Origin of the sequence: Pseudomonas sp. RW3S2 (assembly GCF_014268955.1) — a bacterium.
Classification (GTDB): Bacteria; Pseudomonadota; Gammaproteobacteria; order Pseudomonadales; family Pseudomonadaceae; genus Aquipseudomonas; species Aquipseudomonas wayambapalatensis.
This window is the reverse complement of the sequence record NZ_JABWRM010000021.1, coordinates 54,192-75,132: the sequence shown is the minus strand read 5'-3', so window position 1 is coordinate 75,132 and position 20,941 is coordinate 54,192. Positions and strand designations below refer to the sequence as shown.

Genomic DNA, 20,941 nt, shown 5'->3' with positions numbered 1-20,941 from the left:
TCCAGGGCGTTGCGCGCCCCCACGATGAAACCGCCACCGGCCAGGGTCACGAACAGCTCCCACACCGACAGGTCGAAACAGATCGAGGTGCTGGCCAGCACGCCCTGAATGTCCGCCTGGCTGTATACCTGCTGCGACCAGGCCACCAGCGCGGCGACGTTGCGGTGAGCAATGGCCACGCCTTTCGGGCGACCGGTGGAGCCGGAGGTATAGATCACATAGGCCAGGTTATCGGGCACGGCACGGGCTGGCAGGTCACTGTCGTCGCCGTCCAGCGTTAGCTCATCAAGCAGCACGGTTGCGAAGGCACCGTCCACCGCCAGTGCATCGAGCACCGCGCGTTCGCTGATCAGCACACGGGCAGCGCTGTCGTCGAGCATGTAGCTGACGCGCTCGGCCGGATAGTCCGGGTCCAGCGGCACGTAGGCGCCACCGGCCTTGAGCACTGCCAGCAGCGCCACCAGCATCGACATGCTGCGCGGCAAGGCCACACCGACTCGCACTTCGGCGCCAACACCCAGGCTCACCAGGTGGCGGGCCAGGCGGTTGGCGCGGGCGTTGAGGGTGGCGTAGTCCAGTTGCTCATCGCCCCAGATCGCCGCCAACGCCTGCGGTGTGCGACGTACTTGGGCTTGGATCAGGCGGTGGATGCACTGGCTGCGGTCGAAGTCCAGGCCGTTGGCGTTCCACTGACGTTCTATGCGCTCGCGCTCGCTGCCCTCGAGCATCGCCAGCTCACCGACGCGCTGCTCCGGCGCTGCGACGATCGCCTGCAACAGGTTCAGCCAGTGCTGCGACAGGCGCTCGATGGTCGCTGGCAGGAACAGGTCGGTGGCGTAGGTCCAGATCGCCGACCAGGCCGTACCCGACTCGAAGGTATTGAGGGTCAGGTCGAACTGCGCGGTGTGGCTGTCCCACGCCAGCGCCTCGACCTGCAGGCCCGGCACCTGGGCCATGGACGCCTCGGCGGCGCGCTCGCCCTGGTGGTTGAACATCACCTGGAACAGCGGGCTATGGCTCAGGCTGCGCTCAGGGTGCAGGGCCTCGACCAGTTGCTCGAACGGCAGGTCCTGGTGGGCCTGGGCTTCCAGGGCGCTGTGGCGGACCTGCTCGAGCAGGTGGGTAAAGGCCATGCCTGGCTCGACCTCGGCGCGCAGTACCTGGGTGTTGACGAAGAAGCCGATCAGGCGCTCGGTCTCCAGGCGGTTGCGGTTGGCCACCGGCACGCCGACGCGGATATCACCCTGGCCGCTGTAGCGGTGCAGCAGCACCTGGAAGGTGGCCAGCAGCAGCATGAACGGCGTCACCCGCAGCTCACGCGCCCGCTGTTGCAGGCCCAGGGCCAGGTTGTCCGGCAGCGCCAGCGCAAGCTGCGCGCCACGGAACGACTGTTCGGCCGGGCGTGGGTGATCGGTGGGCAGTTGCAGGAACTGCTCGCCGGCAAGGCGTTCGGTCCAGTAGCCGAGCTGACGCTCGCGCTCGCCGGCCTGCATCCACTGCCGCTGCCAGATCGCATAGTCTGCGTATTGCAGCGGCAGCACCGGCAGCGTGGGCGCTTCGCCCTGGCTGAAGGCCGCATAGCATCGCACCAGTTCCTCGACCAGTACCTGCATCGACCAACCATCGGAGACGCTGTGATGCTGGGTGACGACCAGCACATGGTCGTCCTGCGCCACACGCAGCAGGCGCGCACGCAACAGCGGCCCGTGCTCCAGGTCGAACACCTGCGCCACCTCGGCCTGCACCCGTGCGGCCAATTCGGCCTCGGCGACCGTTTCGATCGGCAGCGCCAGCGGTGCGGCGGCGTGGATGCGCTGCTGAGCACCCTCGGGCGCCTGGACGAACGTGGTACGCAGCGACTCGTGACGCGCCAGCAGGCTGTCGAAGCTGCGCTGCAAAGCGGCCACATTCAGCGCGCCGCGCAGGCGCAAGGCGCTGGGGATGTTGTAGGCGCTGCTGCTCGGGTCGAGTTGCCAGAGGAACCACTGGCGTTCCTGGGCGTAGGACAGCGGCGCCAGCTCGCCACGCACTGTCGGCAGCAGCGCAGGCTGTGCGGTGCCTGCGCTTGGCGTGAGGCTGGCGACGAACGCCTGCAGGGTGGTCTGCTCGAACAAGGTGCGCAATGCCACCTGCAGGCCCAGGCCGTGACGCAGGCGCGACACCACCTGGGTGGCCAGCAGCGAATGCCCGCCCAGGGCAAAGAAATCGTCCTGCAGACCGACCCGCTCGACCTCCAGCACCTGCTGCCAGATTTGCGCCACTTGCTGCTCCAGCGCCGTGCGCGGCTCCTGGTAATCCTCCTGGCGCAGGGTCGGGGCCGGCAGCGCCGCGCGGTCGAGCTTGCCGTTGAGGGTCAGCGGCAGGCTGTCCAGGCACAGGATATGCGCTGGCAGCATGTACTCCGGCAAGTCGGCCTTGAGGCCGCTGCGCAGGCGCTCGACCAGCGCCGACACCTCGCCGCTGCCCTGCTGCGCCACCACATAGGCCACCAACTGCGTACCGGCACTGCCGTCGCGAGCGAGCACCACCGCCTCGCGCACGCCCGGCAGTTGCAGCAAGCGGGCTTCGATCTCGCCCAGCTCGATACGGAAACCACGGATCTTCACCTGCTGGTCGATACGCCCGACGTATTCGATCACCCCGTCGTTGCGATAGCGCGCCAGGTCACCGGTGCGGTACAGGCGCCCACCATTGCCGAACAGGTCGGGCACGAAGCGCTGGGCGCTGAGGTCGCTGCGGCGATGATAGCCGCGCGCAAGGCCGGCACCGCCGACATACAGTTCGCCGATGCATCCCGGCGCGACCGGCTCCAGCTGGCCGTCGAGCAGGTACCAGGACAGGTCGTCGATCGGCTCGCCGATCGGGCTGCTGGCCGCCCCTTCGAGATCATTCGGGCTCAGCGGACGGTAGGTGACATGAACGGTGGTTTCGGTGATGCCGTACATGTTCACCAGGCGCGGCCCCTGCGCAGCGAAATGCTCGTACCACGGGCGCAGCGCCTGCACTTCCAGGGCCTCGCCACCAAAGATCACCTGGCGCAGGGCACCCAGCTCGGCGGCGTCACGGGTGCAGGCCACCCGCATCAGTTGCTTGAACGCCGAAGGGGTCTGGTTCAGTACCGTGACGCCCTCGCGGTGCAGCAGCGCATGGAAATCCTCGGTGCTGCGGCAGGTCTCGTGCGGCACGATCACCAGTCGCCCGCCATGCATCAGGGCGCCGAAGATCTCCCACACCGAGAAGTCGAAGGCGTAGGAGTGGAACAAGCTCCAGACATCGTCGGCAGCGAAGTCGAACCAGCGCTCGGTGGCAGCGAACAGGCGCATGACGTTGTCGTGGGGCAGCAGCACGCCCTTGGGCTGGCCGGTGGAACCGGAGGTGTAGATGACATAGGCGAGCTGGCGCGGGTCGCAAGCCAGTTGCGGCGCGCCGGGGTCGGCAAGCGGCTGTGGCGACAGCGGCTCCAGCATCAGCTGGAGCACGCCCTCGGCCCCCTGCACACCTGCCGCCAGGTGCGGCTGCACCAGCAGCAGGGCGATGCCGCTGTCGTCCATCATGTAGGCCAGGCGCTGGGCTGGCGCGCTGGGGTCCATGGGCACATAGGCAGCACCTGCCTTGAGCGTGGCCAGAATGGCCACGATCATTTCCAGGCTGCGCTCGACCACCAGGCCGACCCGTACCTCAGGGCCGACACCCTGCGCCAGCAGGCGGTGGGCCAGGTGGTTGGCCTGGGCTTCGAGCTGGCCGTAGCTGAGCTGGCGGTCATCCAGTGTGACCGCGATGGCCTCGGGGCGCAGGCGCGCCTGCTCCTCGATGCGCTGGTGAATGCACTGCTGCACGGGATACTTGGCCGGCCGTGGATTCCACTCGGCGATGATGTCCGCGCGCTCCTGTGCATCGAGCAACGGCACCTGCACCAGGGGCGTATCCGGCGCTGCAACCATCTGCCCGAGCAGTTGCAGCCAGTGCCGCGCCATGCGCTCGACAGTGGCCCGCTCGAACAGGTCGGTGGCGTAGGTGAAGGCTGCCGACAGCTGCTCGCCAGCCTCGGCGGTGTCCAGGGTCAGGTCGAACTGCGCGGTGACCGTGCGTACGTCCAGCCCCTCGATGTGCAAGCCCGGCAGGCGCAGCGCCGAGGCGCCATCGCCACCGAGGTGGTTGTGCATGACCTGGAACAGTGGGTTGACCCCGGCACTGCGTTCCGGCGCCAGGGCTTCGACCAGTTGCTCGAACGGCAGCGCCTGGTGGGCCTGGGCGCCGAGCACCGCCGCACGCACCTGCTGCAGCAGCTCACGGAAGGAATTCTGCGGGTCGATGCTGACATCCAGCACCTGGGTGTTGATGAAGAAGCCGATCAGCGCCTTGGTGTCGGGGTGCTGACGGTTGGCCACCGGCACACCGACGCGGATCTCGCGCTGGCCGCTGTAGCGGTGCAACAGCAACTGGAAGCTGGCCAGCAGGAGCATGAACGGCGTCATCCCCTGCGACTGGGCAAGGCTGCGCAGGGCTCGCTGCAACTCGACCGGCAGCGCCACCGCCAGGCGTTCGCCGCGATGGCTGGGCTGCTGCGGGCGCGGGTGATCGAGCGGCAACTCCAGCACCGGCTGCTCACCGCCCAGACGCGCGGTCCAGTAGCCCAGCTGGCGCTCGCTCTCCCCTGCCTCCATCCAGGCCTGCTGCCAGATCGCGTAGTCGGCGTACTGGATCGATGCCGTCGCCAGCGCAGGTTCACCGCCACTGCTGAAGGCCGCATAGGCGTGTACCAGTTCCTCGACCAGCACCTGCATCGACCAGCCGTCGGAGACGATGTGGTGCTGGGTCATCACCAGCACATGGTCGTCATCGGCCAGACGCAGCAGGTCGACCCGCAGCAGCGGGCCCTGCTGCAGGTCGAACAGCGCCTGGGTACGGGCTTCGACGAAGTCGCGCACGGCCTGCTCGGTATCGGCGCTGGCATCGGCCGGCAGGTGCTGCAGCGGCAGCTCGAAGGCCGACGCAGCAGGCTCGATCACCTGGCGCACGCCCTCGGCCGTCTCGACGAAGCGCGTACGCAACGACTCGTGCCGCCCCAGCAACCATTGGAAGCTGCGCGCAAGAGCTGGCACATCCAGCGTGCCTTTCAGGCGCAGGGCACTGGGGATGTGGTAGGCACTGCTGTGCGGCTCCAGTTGCCAGAGGAACCACTGGCGCTGCTGGGCGTAGGACAGCGGGATAACATCGAGGCCTTCACGGGCCGCCGGGATCGGCAACTGCCCCAGGGTCAGGCCCTTGCCGGCCAGCTTTTCCAGGAAGGCCCTGCGCTGTGACAGCGGCAACCTGATGAATCGCTGAACCAGCGCGATGTTATCCATTACAGCCATCTCAGTTCGTCTCCAACTCGGTGAGGAAGTCATGCATATCGCTCAGATCCTGCTCGAGATCGGTGGTCCGCAACCCTTCCAGCGCTTGCGCATAGCCCTGCAGGTCGTCGGCCTGGAAGATCAGTTCCAGTGGCACCTGTACCTGCAGTTGCGCCTGTGCGGCTGCCGTGGCTTGTGTCGCCAGCAGCGAATGCCCGCCCAGTTCGAAGAAGTTGTCGTCACGCCCTAAGCGGTCGACCTTCAGCACCGCAGCCCAGATATCGGCGATGGCGCGTTCCAGCTCGCCTTGCGGCGCGCGGTAGTCGCGTTGCATCAGGCTGGCATCCGGGGCCGGCAGGGCCTTGCGGTCCAGCTTGCCGTTGGGTGTCAGGGGCAGTGCGTCGAGGAAGACCAGATAGGTGGGGACCATGTAACCCGGCAGTGTCTCCTTAAGACGAACGTTGAGCTGCTCGCGCAATTTAGCCTCGCCGAGCGCCAGGCCCTGCGCGCTGGCCAGCACGTAGCCCACCAGCTGCGGGCCACCGACGCCGGGACGGGCCAGCACCACGGCTTCACGCACGCCGTCCTGAGCCTGCAGGCGCGCCTCGATCTCACCCAGTTCGATGCGGAAGCCGCGGATCTTGACCTGGTGATCAACCCGTCCCAGGTAGTCGACCACACCGTCGGCGCGCTGGCGCACCAGGTCGCCACTGCGGTACAGGCGCGCGCCCGGCACACCGTAAGGGTCCGGCACGAAGCGCTCGGCCGTGAGCGCGGCGCGGTGCAGGTAGCCGCGCGCCACCCCCGTGCCGCCGAGGTACAGCTCGCCCGCGACGCCCTGGGGCAGCAGCGCCGCCGAGTCGTCGAGCACATAGGCACTGCGATTGCCGATGCGGCTGCCGATCGGCGCATAGGCCGCCTGGCAACGTTCGGCGCGGTCGGCTTTCCAGATCAGCGGGGTGACCACGGTTTCGGTCGGGCCATAGCCATTGATGATGTGCTCAGGCGCAAGCACGGCCTTGACCAGTTCGAACGAGGCTTCCGGCACCGCGTCGCCACCGAAGCAGTAGATGCGCACCGGCGGCGGGTTGCCGTGCTCGCGCACGTGCTCGGCCAACTGCTGCAGGTACACCGGCGGGAACGCGGCAACGGTAACGCCATGCCGGTGCATGGCCGCACAGGCCTGCTCGGCGGTCCACAGCTGCGGGTCGCGAATCAGCAGGCGGCCGCCGTGCAACAGGCAGGTCAGCCAGCGTTCATGGGCACCGTCGAAGGCGAACGACATGAAGTGCAGCTCGCAGTCACGCGCGCTCATGGCGTAGCGCTCACCGATCGCCAGGCAGTGCATGGCCAGCGGGCCATGGGCCACGGCGACGCCCTTGGGCTGGCCGGTTGAGCCGGAGGTGTAGATCACGTAGGCCAGGCCCTCGGCGTGCACCGGGCGCTGCGGCGCGCTGCTCGGCAATGCGGCGCTGGCCAACTGGTCGATGCACAAGGTCGCCACGGCTTGCGCCGCGGGCAGGCGCGCCAGCAACTGCGAATGGGTGAGCAACAGCGCCATGCGCGAGTCCCGCATGAGGTAGGCCAGGCGCTCTCCGGGGTACTCCGGGTCGAGCGGCACATAGGCTGCGCCAGCCTTGAGCACCGCCAGCAACGCGACCAGCATCTGCGGGCCACGCTCCAGCGCCACACCCACCAGCGCCTCGGCGCCCAGCCCTGCCTCGATCAACCCGTGTGCCAGGCGGTTGGCCTGCTGGTCGAGCTCGGCATAACTCAGTTGCTGCTCGCCGAACAACACCGCCACCGCCTCCGGCGTGCGCTGCGCCTGGGCCTCGAACAGCTGGTGCACTGCACGTGGCGAATCGAAGCGTGCATCGACGTGGTTCCACTGCTCCACCAGTTGCGCACGCTCCTGCCCGGTGATCAGCTCCAGCGCACCAATGGCCTGGCCCGGCGCCGCCTCGAGCAGTTGCTCGAGGACCTGGCGCAGGTGCCCGGCGATCTGCACGATGCGCGCATCGTCGAACGCTTCGCGCAGGTAGCTGTAGTGCACCTGCAGGGTCTGCTCCAGGGCGATGGCCAGGGTCAGCGGGTAGTTGGTGCGCTCGTGGCTGTCGATGGCGCCGAAGCCCAGGGCGGGCACCTCGGCCTGGCGCAGGGCCTCGGCCACCGGGTAGTTCTCGAACACCACCAGGGTGTCGAACAGCGCCTCGCCGCCCTGCCCGGCCCAGCGCTGGATATCGTACAGCGCGGTGTGCTCGTGCTCGCGCAGGGCCAGGTTGTGCTGCTGCAGCTCACCGAGCCACTCGCCCAGCGCCTGCTCGGCACGCACCTGCGCCGCCACCGGCAGGGTGTTGATGAACAGCCCGACCTGGCGCTCGATACCGACGATGTCCGCCGGACGCCCCGAGACGGTGGCGCCGAAACACAGCGCCTGCTGACCGGTGTAGCGCTGCAGGAGGATCAGCCAGGCGCCCTGCAGCAGGGTGTTGACGGTCACCTTGTGACGGCGCGCCAACTCGCCCAGGCGCTGGGTGAACGCGGCATCGAACTGCTGGTAGTGGTCACCAAACGGCGCTTGCGCCACAGGTTCGCTGCGCACGAAGGCCTGGGCCAGCCGGGTCGGGGCCTCGAGCACACTCAGTTGCTCGGTCCAGAAACGCTCGCTCAACCCGGTATCCTGGGCCTGCAGCCAGGCCAGGTAATCGCGGTAGCGGCCAACATGGCCGACCTCGCGGCGCGCGGCGTAGCGCTGCAGCACCTCGCCCAGCAGCTGCGAATTGCTCCAGCCGTCGAGCAGGATGTGGTGGTGGGTGTAGATCAGGTGATGACGGTCATCAGCCGTACGCACCAGCACCAGGCGCAGCAGCGGCGCACGGGCCAGGTCGAAGCCCTGGGCCTGTTCCTCGGCCGCCAGGCGGTCGAGGGCGGCGGGCGGGTCCTGGTCGCCGCGCACATCAAGCACGCGGAACGGCACCTCGACCTGCTTGTGCACAAGCTGCAGCGGACGCTCCACATCGCCCTGCCAGAGGAACACGCTGCGCAGGCTGTCGTGGGCGTCCAGCGCCTGCTGCCAGGCCTCGCGGAAACGCGCAGGGTCCAGGCCGTCGATGTCCACCCGCATCTGGTTCACGTAGTCGCTGGCGTCCTGCTGGTACAGGCTGTGGAACAGCATGCCCTGCTGCATCGGCGACAACGGCACGATGTCTTCGATCTGCCGCGCGGCGACCGGCAGCGCATCCAGTTGCGCCTGGGCCAGCGGGTAGAGCGGGAAGTCCGAGGGCGTCACGCCCGCTTGTCCGGGCTGGCAGCAATGCTCGACCAGAGCCTGCAACTGCTCGGCGAAATCGCTGGCCAGGGCCTGCAGGGTGGCGTGGTCGAACATCTGCGTGCTGTAGGTCCAGCTCAGGTCCAGTTCGCCGTCGTACACCTGGCCGTTGATGCCCAGCCAGTTGGCCAGCGGCGCCTGCGCGCTCTGCTCGGCACCGCTGGCCTCGCCGCTCGGGCTGAACAGCGCGCCGTCGTCGGCCTGGAAGCTGCCATCGAACTGGCCCAGGTAGTTGAAGGTCACCCGTGCCACCGGCAAGGCCTGCAACGCTTCACGGGTCGAGGCGTCAGCGAAGCGGCGCAAGGCGCCGAAGCCCAGCCCTTTGCTGGGCACCCCACGCAACTGCTCCTTGATCTGCTTGAGCGAGTCGCCCAGCGCTTCGGCCGGGGTCAGGCACACCGGGAACACGCTGGTGAACCAGCCCACGGTGCGGGTCAGGTCGAGGTGCTCGGCGAGCTCTTCGCGGCCATGGCCTTCGAGCTCCACCAGCACGCTGCCCTGCCCGCTCCAGCGGCACAGGGTACGGGCCAGGGCGGTCAGCAGCAGGTCGTTGACCTGGGTGCGATAGGCGGCGGGCGCTTCCTGCAACAGGCGCTGGGTGGTGGTTTTGTCCAGGCGCGTATGGACCATCGCCGCATGGGCGTTGTCCAGCACCGCCGTTGGTGCGGCGCACGGCAACTCGGCGGCACCCTGCAGGCGTTGCTGCCAGTAGCCGAGCTCAGCGCTGTGCTCGACGGCGTAACGACGCAATTGCTCGGCCCAGTCGCGCTGCGAGCTGGTCTTGCCCGGCAGGGCCAGAGGCTTGCCGCTGCTCAGTTGCTCGAAGGCCAGTTGCAGGTCTTCGAACAGGATGCGCCACGATACGCCGTCCACCGCCAGGTGATGGATCACCAGCAGCAGGCGCTGGCTGCCGTCTGACAGGTCGGCCAGCACGGCGCGCAGCAGCGGGCCATCGCCCAGCGACAGGCTGCGCTGGGCCGATTCGGCCAGGGCTTCCAGTTCGTCGGCAGTGTTCAGGGTGCGCTGCCACAGCAGCTCGGTTGGCTGCTCGCCGAGCGGGCGATACTGCGCCTGCCAGCCGGCCTCGCCTTCAGTGAAGCTCAGGCGCAGCGCATCGTGGTGCGCGACCAGCGCCTGCAACGCCTGCTCCAGGTAACCCGCGTGCAGCGGCTGGGCAGGCTTGAGCAGCACCGACTGGTTCCAGTGGTGACGCTCGGGGATGTCGGTATCGAAGAACGCCTGCTGGATCGGCAGCAGCGGCATCTCGCCACTGAGCGGGCCCTGCTCGATCAGTTGCGCACCCTCGCCTTCCTGGGCAACGGTCGCAAGCCCTTGAACGGTCTGGTGCTGGAACAGCGCCTTGGGTGTGAAGCGAATGCCCGCCTGACGCGCCCGGCTGACCACCTGGATCGAGATGATCGAGTCGCCGCCCAGCTCGAAGAAGTTGTCGGTCACGCCAATCGGCGAAACCTTCAGCACCTCCTCCCAGATCGTCACCAGGCGTTTTTCCAGCACGCTGCGCGGTGCCACCTGGCGTGCCGGAGCACTGGCCTGCGGCGCTGGCAGTGCCTTGCGGTCGAGCTTGCCGTTGGGGGTCAGCGGCAGGCGTTCGAGGAACAGCCAGTGGGTCGGCACCATGTAGTCCGGCAGGGTCTGCTTGAGCCAGGCCTTGAGCGGCTCGGCATCATCGAGCAATGCCGCAGCAGCGACATAGCCCACCAGTTGCGTCCCCAGTTCGCCCTGACGGGCGACCACCGCCACCTCACGCACCTCGGGGTGCGCCAGCAGGCGTGCCTCGATCTCACCCAGCTCGATACGGAAACCACGCACCTTGACCTGATGGTCGATACGCCCCAGGTATTCGATCGACGCGTCTTCGCGGTAACGCACCAGGTCGCCAGTGCGGTACATGCGCCCGCCTTCACCGGTGAACGGGTCGGCGACGAAGCGTTCGGCACTCAGCCCAGGCCGGCGCAGGTAACCGCGCGCCAGGCCCTCGCCGGCCAGGTACAGCTCGCCCGCCACACCCACCGGCTGCGGCTGCAGGTGGCCATCCAGCACATAGGCGCAGGTGCCCGGCAGCGGCCGGCCAATGCTGGCCCGGCCGTTGGCCTGGCGCAGCACGCAGGTCGAATAGGTGGTGTCTTCGGACGGCCCGTAGAGGTCGTGCACGCGTTCGACGCCCGGCAGCGCATACAGCGCATCGACCAGCGACTGCTTCAGCGGCTCGCCCGCCAGGTTGATGGTGCGCACACTGGGCGGAATCGCCCCGGCCTGCAGCAGCGCGGCGATCGCCGAGGGCACTGTGTTGATAAGGGTCACGCGCTCGCGCGCAGGCAGTTCCGGCAGCGCCAGGGCGTTGTCGGCGAGAATGAAATGGCCGCCGCCGGCCAGGGTCACGAACAGCTCCCAGACCGACAGGTCGAAGCAGATCGAGGTGCTCGCCAGCACGCCTTGCAGATCGTCCTGGCTGTACAGCCCCTGGGCCCATCGCACCAGCGCCACGGCATTGCCATGGGTGATCGCCACGCCCTTGGGCAGGCCGGTGGAGCCGGAGGTGTAGATCACGTACGCCAGGTGCTCGGCATCGTCATGCTGGACCGGCGCATGGGTGGGTTGCAGCGCCAACTGCGGGTCGTCGTCGAGCAACAGCAGCGACTGGCCTTCGCTGATCACCGACGCCAACTGTGCGGCCTGGTCGGCCTGAGTCAGCAGCAGGTGCGCCTGGCTGTCGCCGAGCATGTGCGCCAGGCGCTCGCGCGGGTAGGCCAGGTCCAGCGGCACATAGGCGCCACCGGCCTTGAGCACCGCCAGCAGGGCTACCACCAGCTCGGCGCTGCGCGGCAAGGCCACGCCGACCCGCACTTCCGGGCCGACACCCAGGGCACGCAGGCGATGGGCCAGGCGGTTGGCCTGCGTGTCGAGCTCGTGATAGCTCAGCTCGCGCTCACCGCAGATCAGCGCCAGGGCCTCGGGGGCCTGCGCGGCGCGGGCCTGGATCAGACCGTGCAGGCTGGCGTGGGTCGCAGGCGGCAGCGCTGCCGAGTTCCAGGTCTGAAGCATGCGCTGCTGTTCGTCGGCGGCCAGCAGCGGCAAGCGCGCCAATGGGCACAGCGGGTCGTGCACCACGGCCTGCAGCAGGTGCTGCCAATGGTCGGCCAGACGCTCGATGGTGGCGTGGTCGAACAGGTCGGTGGCGTAGGTCAGCGACACTTCGATGCGCGCCTCGACCTCAGTGGTGTCCAGGCTCAGGTCGAACTGCGCGGTGCCGCTGTCCCAGCTCAGCGGCTCGAGCGCCAGGCCTTGCAGGGAGGTTGCGGTGGCAGGCGTCACCTGGTGGTTGTGCATGACCTGGAACAGCGGGCTGTAGCTCAGGCTGCGCTGGGGCTGCAGGGCGTCGACCAGTTGCTCGAACGGTAGGTCCTGGTGGGCCTGGGCGCCGAGTACGGCCTGGCGTACCTGTTGCAGCAGTTGATCGAAACCGGCCGCGCCATCGACCTGGGCGCGCAGCACCTGGGTGTTGACGAAGAAGCCGACCATCGACTCGGTCTCGGCCCGGGTGCGGTTGGCCACCGGTACGCCGACGCGGATATCGGACTGGCCGCTGTAGCGGTGCAGCAAGGCCTGGAACGAGGCCAACAGGTAGACGAACAGGGTCACGCCCTGGGCGCTGGCCTGCTCGCGCAGCGCTGCCACCAGCGGCTCGGCCAGGCTCAGGTCCAGGCGCGCACCGCGCTGGCTCTGCTCGGCAGGTCGCGGGCGGTCGAACGGCAGTTCCAGCACGGGCTGCTCGTCGCCCAGTTGTTCACGCCAGTAGGCCAGTTGCCGGGCGCCCTCGCCCGCCTCCAGCCATTGGCGTTGCCACTGGGCGAAGTCGGCGTACTGCAAGGCCAGGGGCTCGAGTGCCGCGGCCTCGCCACGGCAATGGGCGAGGTAGCGCGCCTGCCACTGTTCGACCAGCAGTTGCATCGACCAGCCGTCGGAGACGATGTGGTGCTGGGTCATCACCAACACATGGTCCTGTTCGCCCAGCTCCAGCACGCGAACCCGCAGCAACGGCGCCTGGAACAGGTCGAACGGGCGGCGAATCTCGCGCTGCACTTCGCGGCGGATGGCCGCCTCGTCGGCCTGCCCCTCCATGGCCTGGTAGTCGATCGCGAAGGTCAGCGCCGGGGCGATGACCTGGCGGACCTCGCCGTCCTCTTCGACGAACGCGGTGCGCAGCGAGGCATGGCGATCCACCAGGTCCTGCACGCTGCGCGCCAGGGCGTCGCAATCCAGCGCGCCGCGCAGACGCAGCGCTGCCGGAATGTGATAGGACGCACTGTGCGGCTCCAGTTGCCACAGGAACCACTGGCGCTCCTGGGCATAGGACAATGCCAGCGGTTGGTCATGGCCCACACTGACCAACGCAGGCCCCGCCTCAGCGGCCTGGGCCTGGCAGGCCTCGGCGAACGCCTCAAGCACCGGCGCCTGGAACAGCACCCGCACCGGCACCTCGCGCTGCAACTGCTGGCGGATGCGCACCACCACCTGCATGGCCAGCAGCGAATGCCCGCCACGCTCGAAGAAGTGATCGGCCAGGCCGATCTGCGGCACGTCCAGCACCTGGGCCCAGATGTCCGCCAGCGCCGCCTGCAAGGCATTGCGCGGGGCGATGTAGGCCGCGCGGGTAGCGTCCGCCTCGGGCAGCGGCAAGGCTGCGCGGTCGAGCTTGCCGTTGTTGTTCAGCGGCAACTGGTCCAGCACGACGAGGTGCGCCGGCACCATGAACTCCGGCAGCGACTGGCGCAACGCGTCGCGCAGCGCGGCGACGAAGGCCGTGCGCGCATCGCCCTGCACTGCCTCGCTGGCAACCGGCACGACGAAGGCCACCAACTGCGCACCCTGGCCGGTCGGTTGGGCGATCAGCGCGGCGGCGCGCACTCCCGGCTGGGCCTGCAGGCAGGCTTCGATCTCGCCCATTTCGATGCGCATGCCGCGAATCTTCACCTGGTGATCGATGCGCCCGACATACTCCAGCACCCCTTCGGCGTTGTAGCAGGCCAGGTCGCCACTGCGATAAAGCCGTGCGCCCGGCTCGCGGGCGAACGGGTCGGGCAGGAAGCGTTCGGCCGTGAGGCCCGGACGCTGGTAATACTGCTGGGCCAGACAGGCCGGGGCGGCGATGCACAACTCACCGACCGCGCCGGCCGGCAACAGCTCGCCAGCGCCGTCGAGCACATAGAGGGCACGGCCAGCAATGGCCCGGCCAATCGGCACGCCGTGGCTGTCGCTGGCATCGCCCAGGCGGCAGGCATGCACGCTTGAGACCACGGTGGCCTCGGTCGGACCATAGGTGTTGATCAGCGCGACCTCACCCAGGCCTGCTGCGTGCCACAGGCGCAGCCCTTCCACCGACATCGCCTCGCCGCCGACGTGCACCTGGCGCAGTGCGCCCAGGCCACGGCCCGGCTGCGCGGCGCACTCTTTGGCCAGCAGGTACCAGTAGGCCGCTGGTAGGTCGGCCAAGGTGACCTCGTGCTGCACGATGTGCTCGGCCAACTGCTGCACATCCCACAGCGACTCGCCCCGCATCACCAGCGCCGCCCCCAGTGCCAGCGGCGGATAGCACTGCTCGACGAAGCCGTCGAAGCTGAACGTGGCGAACTGCAGCACGCGGTCGTTGGCGCTCAGGTGCGAATACTGCGCACCGCTCTGGCAGAACTCGCGCAGGGCGGCATGGCTGATGGCGACGCCCTTGGGCCGGCCGGTGGAGCCGGAGGTGTAGATCACGTATGCCAGGTCCTGGGCGTGAGGCTGCACGAGCGGGTCATGCTCGGGCTGCGCGTCCAGCGCCAGCTCGCCGGTCACCAGGCGCGGCACCTGGGGTGGCAGGCTCAGGCCCTGCAACAGGCCGTCGTCGCACAGCAGCAAGTCGAGCTGGCTGTCTTCGATCATGTAGCGCAGGCGCTCATCCGGGTAGGCCGGGTCAAGCGGCACATAGGCTGCGCCACTCTTGAGCACCGCCAGCAGGCTGACGATCAGTTGCGGGCTGCGGCGCAGGGCCAGGCCGATACGTTTGCCCGGGCCCATGCCCTGGGCGATGAGCAGGTGCGCCAGGCGGTTGGCCTGGCGGTTGAGTTGGCCATGGCTGAGCGAGCGGCCCTCGCACGACACGGCCAGGGCGTCGGGGGTGCGCGCGGCCTGGGCGGCGATGCGCTGGTGCACCAGCGGCGTGGCCGACAGGTCGATCGCTTCGCCCTGGCTGTGCGCCAACACCGCCTGCTGCGTGGTGTCATCCAGCAGCCGCAGGCTGCCCAGCGCGGCCGAGGGCTGCTCGAGCATCTGCTCGAGCGCCTGGCAGAAAGCGGCGCACAACTGCTCGACCTGCGCAGCATCGAAGTGCGCCAGGTCGTAGGCGAACTCCACGCTCAATCGCGCACCCAGCTCGATGCCGAGGGTCAGCGGATAATGGGTGCGCTCGTGATTGCGCAGCGCGCCCACCTGCAACCCGGCTGGCGCGCCATCACGCAGGGCCTCAGCCACCGGGAAGTTCTCGAACACCATCAAGGTGTCGAACAGCACACCGCCCTGCTGGCCGGCCCAACCCTGGACCTTGTACAGCGGCACGTGCTCGAACTCGCGCAGGTCGAGGTTGAACGCCTGCAGGGTTTCCAGGGCCTCGCCGACCGACTGGCCAGGTGCTGCGCTGCACAGGACCGGCAGAGTGTTGATGAACAGCCCCAGTTGCTCCTCGATCCCGGGCAACGGCGCCGAGCGCCCGCTGACGGTCGCGCCGAACGCCACGCAGGCCTGGCCGGTGTGACGTTGCAGTACCAGGCCCCAGGCCGCCTGGAACAGGGTGTTGAGGGTCACTTTGCGCTGGCGGGCGAACTGGCCAAGGCGCTCGGCGAAGGCGCCGTCGAACACATGCAGGTGCTCGCCACTGCCCTGCCCTTGCGCCCGCCGCAACGCCGAGGCCAGCAAGGTCGGTCCCTGCAACGGCGCCAGCGCGGCCTTCCAGAAACGCTCGCCAGCATCGACAGGCTGGCGCTGCAACCAGCCCAGGTAGTCGCTGAAACGCCCGCTGGCGGCAGCCACCGGTTGCCCGGCGTAGGTCTGGATCACCTGGGCCAGCAGGCTGGCATTGCTCCAGCCATCCATGAGGATGTGATGGCTGGTGTAGATCAGGTGCCAGCCACCGCCCTGCAGTGCCACCAGTTGCAGGCGGAACAGCGGCGCCTGGCGCAGATCGAAGCCGCGAAGGCGTTCGGCGGCGGCCAGGGCATCGAGGTCGTGCACGCCCTCCAGTACCTGCAGCGGCAAGTCGAGATGGCGCTGCACCAACAGATGCGCCTCGCTCAAGCCCTCCCAATGCACGCTGGCACGCAGGATCTCGTGGCGCGCCATTGCCTCGCTCCAGGCCTCACGCAAACGCGCGGGTTCCAGCCCCTGGATATCCAGGCGCAGCTGGTTGATGTAGGCACCGGCCCCGGGCTCGTACTGGGCGTGGAAGAACATGCCCTGCTGCATCGGCGACAGCGGATAGAGAGCTTCGATAGCGCTGGCAGCGACTGGCAGCGCGTCGAGCTGCGCCTGGTCGATGCGTGCGAGCGGGAAGTCGGACGGCGTCGCCTGGCCGGCCGGGGTTTGCAGGCAGTGGGCGATCAGTTGTGCCAGCTCGTCGTTGTAGGCCTGGGCCAGGCCTTCGACAGTGGCGTCATGGTACATCTGGCCGCTGTAGCCCCAGCGCAGCGACAGCTCGCCGGCATAGACCTGGCTTTCCAGGGTCAGCCAGTTGGCCAAGGGGGCCTCGGGGTCCTGGGCCTGGCCGCTGCGCTCGGTGGCGGGCGCCCAGAGTGCCTGGGCATCGAACTGCTGGTCGAACTGCCCCAGATAGTTGAAGGTGATACGCGCAGGCGTGGCCTGGTCGAGCGCCTGGCGCTGGGCCTCATCGCCCAGGTAGCGCAGCAGGCCGTAGCCCAGCCCCTTGCCCGGCACCGCGCGCAACTGCTCCTTGACCGCCTTGATCGAGGCGCCCACATCGTCACTGACGCTCAGGCGCACAGGGAACAGCGTGGTGAACCAGCCCACGGTGCGCGACAGGTCGACATCCTCGAACACCTCTTCGCGACCGTGCCCTTCCAGTTGCACCAGCACCGCCTGCTGCGCGCTCCAGCGCGCGACCACCCGGGCCAGCGCCGTCAGCAGCAGGTCGTTGATCTGTGTGCGGTAGGCGGCCGGGGCAAGCTGCAGCAACTGACGGGTCAGCTCGGCGTCCAGGCGCGTTTCCAGGGTGCGGCCGTGGCGGTTGAGCGCGGCGCCCTGGGGCATGTCGCACGGCAGCTCGTGGTCGACACGCTGGGCGCGCCAGTAGTCCAGCTCGCCGGCCTGTTGCGCGGCCAGGGCAGGCAGCCGCGCGGCCCAGGCCTGCCAGGCGCTGGTCTTGGCGGGCAGCGGCTGCTGCGTGTAGGCGTGCTGCAAGTCTTCGAGCAGCACGCGCCAGGACACGCCGTCGACCACCAGGTGGTGGATCACCAGCAGCAAGCGCTGGCTGCCATCGGCCATTTGCACCAGTACCGCGCGCAGCAGCGGCCCATCGGCCAGGTCGAGGCTACGCTGGGTGGCGTCGCAGAGCGTCGCCAGCGCCTGGGCGTCGGCGGCCGTCTCTTCGCGCAGCAGCCCGGCGGGCAGCGCACCGTGCTCGGCTTGCCAGTGGCCATCGCGCAACTGGAAGCGCAGGCGCAGGGCGTCATGTTGCTCGACCAGGCGCACCAGCGCCTGCTGCAGGCGACCAGCGTCCAGGGTCTGGCGCGGCGTCAGCAGCAGCGACTGGTTCCAGTGCGCCCGTGCAGGCACCGCCTGCTCGAAGAAGGCGCGCTGGATGGGGGTCAGCAGCGCCGGGCCCTGCACCGCACCCTGCTCGGCCTGCACCTGCGTCGCACGCCCGGCAGCGCCAGCCAGGCCGCGCAGGGTCTGGAACTGGAACAGGTCACGCGGGCTGAACTGCAAGCCTTGGCGTCGGGCGCGGCTGACCACCTGGATGGCGATGATCGAGTCGCCGCCCAGTTCGAAGAAGTTGTCGTCCAGGCCGACCTGTTCGACCCCGAGCAACTCGCTCCAGACCTGCGCCAGAATCTGCTGCACCGGCGTTTGCGCGGCGACATAGGCGCCGCGTGGCGCCGCATCGGGCTGTGGCAGCGCCTTGCGGTCGAGCTTGCCGTTGGGCGTCAGCGGCAGGCGGTCGAGCGGCATCAGGTGGGTGGGCACCATGAACTCGGGCAGCGCCTGCAACAGCCAGTCCTTGAGGCCCTGCTGCCAGCCATCGGGCTGCTCGTTGAGTACCAGGTAGGCCACCAGCTGCTTGCCGTCCAGCGCCAGCACCACGGCCTCACGTACCCACTCATGCTGGGCCAGGCGCGCCTCGATCTCGCCCAGCTCGATGCGCAGGCCGCGAATCTTCACCTGATGGTCGAAGCGGCCGAGGTATTCGATCACGCCATCGTGGCGCTGGCGCACACGGTCGCCGGTGCGATACAGGCGCTGGCCAGAAACGAAAGGATCGGCGACGAAGCGCTCGGCGGTCAGGCTCGGGCGGCGATGGTAGCCCCGGGCCAAGCCGACACCGCCCAGGTAGAGCTCGCCGGAAACACCGGTGGCAACCGGCTCGAGGCCGGCGTCGAGCACATAGGTGCGCAGGTTGGCGATCGGCAGGCCGATCGGCACGCTGTCCCGGCCTTCGTCGCGGCAGGTCCAATGGGTGACGTCGATGGCCGCCTCGGTCGGGCCATACAGGTTGTACAGGGCTGCGCCCGGCAGGCGGGCGAACACCTGCAACTGGGCATCCACCGGCAGGGCCTCACCGCTGCAGACGATACGCCGCAGGCTACTGCACGCTTCGACACCCGGCTCGTGGATGAACGCCTGGAGCATCGACGGCACGAAATGCAGGGTGCTGACCTGGAAGCGGCGGATGGTCTCGATCAAGCGTGCCGGATCGCGATGTTCACCCGGCGCGGCCACCGCCAGGCGCGCGCCAGTCATCAGCGGCCAGAAGAACTCCCACACCGACACGTCGAAACTGAAGGGGGTCTTCTGCAGCACGGTGTCGTCGGCGCCGATGGCGTAGGCCTCCTGCATCCAGTGCAGGCGGTTGGCCAGGGCCCGGTGGCTGTTGCCGGCGCCCTTCGGCCGCCCGGTGGAGCCGGAGGTGTAGATGACGTAGGCCAGTTGCTCGGGGTCGATATCCACCAACGGGGCGCTGGTGGGTTGCTCGTCGAGCAGCAACTGGTCGAGCGCCACGCACTGCACACCCTGGGGCAGCGGCAGGCTGTCGAGCAGTGCCTGCTGGGTCAGCAGCAGGTCGATGCCGCTGTCCTCGATCATGTAGGCCAGGCGTTCTGCGGGGTACTCCGGATCCAGCGGCACATAGGCAGCACCGGCCTTGAGGATGCCCAGCAGCCCCACCACCATTTCGACGTTGCGCTGCACGCTGATGCCGACCAGGCTGTCGCCCCGGGCGCCCTGGGCGCGCAGGTAGTGGGCCAACTGGTTGGCGCGGGCGTCGAGCTGGGCGTAGCTGAGCGCATGCTCGCCAAACACCAGGGCCGGGGCCTGCGGCGCGCGGCGTGCCTGGTCTTCGAACAGCTGGTGCACCGGGCGTTCGAGCGGGTAGTCACGGGCCGTAGCGTTCCAGTCCTGGAGCACGGTGGCAAGGCTGGCGTCATCGAGCATCGGCACCTGCCACAGCGCTTGCTGCGGCTGCTCGACCAGGCCTCGAAGCAGGGCCTGCCAGTGCCGGGCCATGCGCTTGATGGTGGCGCCGTCGAACAGGTCGCTGGCATAGGTGAAGGCCGCGTGCAGCACGCCACCTTGCTCGTAGGTGTCGAGGCTGAGGTCGAACTGGGTGGTGCGGCTGCGCCATTGCAGCGGCGCCAGTTGCAGGCCGGACGCCAGGGTGACGGTGGTCAGGTCGGCGACCTGCGGCTGGTGGTTGTACATCACCTGGAACAGCGGTGCGTGGCTGAGGCTGCGCTCGACCTTGAGCGCCTCGACCAGGCGCTCGAACGGCAGGTCCTGGTGCGCCTGGGCGCCCAGCACGGTCTGACGTACCGCTTGCAGATAACCCAGCACGTCCTGTTGCGCTTGTGGCTGCAGGCGCAGCACCTGGGTGTTGACGAACAGCCCGATCAGCCCCTCGACCTCGGCGCGGTTGCGGTTGGCCACCGGGCTGCCGATGCGCAGGTCGCTTTGGCCGGTGTAGCGTTGCAGGAGCATGCCGAAACTGGCGAGCAGGACCATGAACAGCGACAGGTTGTGCTGGCGGGCAAAACCGCGCACCTGCTCGGTCAGTGCCGCGTCGAGCGGGAATGACTGGCGGCTGCCGCTGAAGCTGGGAGTGGCCGGGCGCGCGTGGTCCAGCGGCAGCTCCAGCACCGGCTGCTCCTCGCCCAGCTGGGCCTGCCAGTACTGCAACTGGCGCTCCATCTCGCCCGCTTCGAGCCAGCGGCGCTGCCACAGGGCGTAGTCGACGTACTGGATGGGCAGTGCTGGCAACTGCGGTGCCTGGCCTGCAGCAAAGGCGTCATAGGCGCGGCTGAACTCATCGATCAGCACATTCATCGACCAGCCGTCGGAAACGATGTGGTGCAGGGTCAGCAGTAGTACGTGCTCCTGCGCATCGAGGTGCAGCAGGCGCACCCGCAGCAGTGGGCCTTGCGCCAGGTCGAACGGGCGTAGCGACTCGGCCTCGGCTTCGGCACGGACCTGTGCCTCACGCTGGTCGGCGGCGAGGTTGCGCAGGTCGACGCGCTCGATGTTCACGCGCGCGAGCGGGCGGTGGACCTGCTCCAGGCGATCATCGGCCTGGGGTTCGAAGACGGTGGTCAGGCTTTGGTGACGGGCCAGTACGGTGGCGAAGGCCTGCTCCAGGGCGGCTTCGTTCAGCTGGCCTAGCAGGCGTACGGCGCCTGGGAGGTTGTAGGCGCCGCTCTGGGGGTCCATTTGCCAGAGCACCCACATGCGTTGCTGGGCGTAGGACAGCGCCTGGCGGTCTGGGGCCTCGACACCGGCGGGGATGGGGAACTGGGAAAAGTCGATGCCCTCCTTGGCCAGGGTCTCGAGGAACACGCGGCGCTTTTCCAGCGGCAGTTCAATGAAACGGCGGGCCAGTTGCAGGGACTTCTCGGCATTCATCAGATTGCTTCCGTACGGGTGGGGTATCGGGCGGGGCCCGGCTATCCCTACGAAACGGATACATCTTGCAAAAAGTTAGGTTTTTGGGGGGGTGTGGGGG

The 20,941-nt window shown here is 68.6% G+C and carries 2 protein-coding genes; both read right to left on the bottom strand.

All coding sequences use genetic code 11. The features are described 5' to 3' along the window. Positions 1 to 5,348 (bottom strand): non-ribosomal peptide synthetase (locus HU748_RS23305; RefSeq protein WP_186722126.1); only part of this gene is annotated, 5,348 nt, incomplete at its 3' end. Between the two features lie 10 nt (positions 5,349 to 5,358). Continuing rightward, positions 5,359 to 20,841, bottom strand: coding sequence for a non-ribosomal peptide synthetase (locus HU748_RS23300; RefSeq protein WP_186722124.1), 15,483 nt, complete (start codon positions 20,839 to 20,841; stop codon positions 5,359 to 5,361). Positions 20,842 to 20,941 lie beyond the last annotated feature (100 nt).